Here is a 389-nt window from a genome sequence, read left to right as displayed (position 1 = left end):
CACTTCAGCGCCAAAGGCCTGGCAAGCTTCGAAGATGCTGGCATCGTCGGTAGCGATGACCACGCGGCTGGCCGCGCTCTTGCGCGCCTGCTCCCATACATGTTGCACCATCGGCTTGCCGGCGATGGCCAGCAGCGGCTTGCCTGGCAAGCGCGTGGAACGCAGGCGGGCAGGAATCACCACGGTGTAGTCAAGGCTCATTTGTCCAGGCGCTCGTCGTCGGTCAGGGTACGTGCCTCGCTCTCCAGCATGACCGGGATACCGTCGCGAATCGGGTAGGCCAGGCCGGCACCCTTGCTGATCAGCTCGGTCTTGTCGGCGCTGAGCTTGAGCGGGCCCTTGGTGATCGGGCAGGCGAGGATATCGAGCAGTTTGGTGTCCATTGAAGG

Annotated in this window: 2 protein-coding genes; both read right to left on the bottom strand. The window is 63.8% G+C overall.

What is annotated here, in order from left to right; translation table 11 throughout:
• On the bottom strand, positions 1-201 hold a 201-nt coding region (locus QWI17_RS08960), incomplete at its 3' end, for a cytidylyltransferase domain-containing protein (protein WP_302722172.1).
• Positions 198-383, bottom strand: coding sequence for a Trm112 family protein (locus tag QWI17_RS08955; protein WP_003247142.1), 186 nt, complete (start codon positions 381-383; stop codon positions 198-200). The genes QWI17_RS08960 and QWI17_RS08955, both read right to left, overlap by 4 nt.
• Positions 384-389: the final 6 nt, after the last annotated feature.

The organism is Gilvimarinus gilvus (genome assembly GCF_030518155.1).
Classification (GTDB): domain Bacteria; phylum Pseudomonadota; class Gammaproteobacteria; order Pseudomonadales; family Cellvibrionaceae; genus Gilvimarinus; species Gilvimarinus gilvus.
The sequence above is the reverse complement of the archived record's forward strand: the minus strand, read 5'-3'. Positions and strand labels throughout refer to the sequence as shown.

What these genes read in the sequence shown, in the direction of transcription:
- QWI17_RS08955 (WP_003247142.1), bottom strand. Translation starts at nt 383, where the DNA reads ATGGACACCAAACTGCTCGATATCCTCGCCTGCCCGATCACCAAGGGC.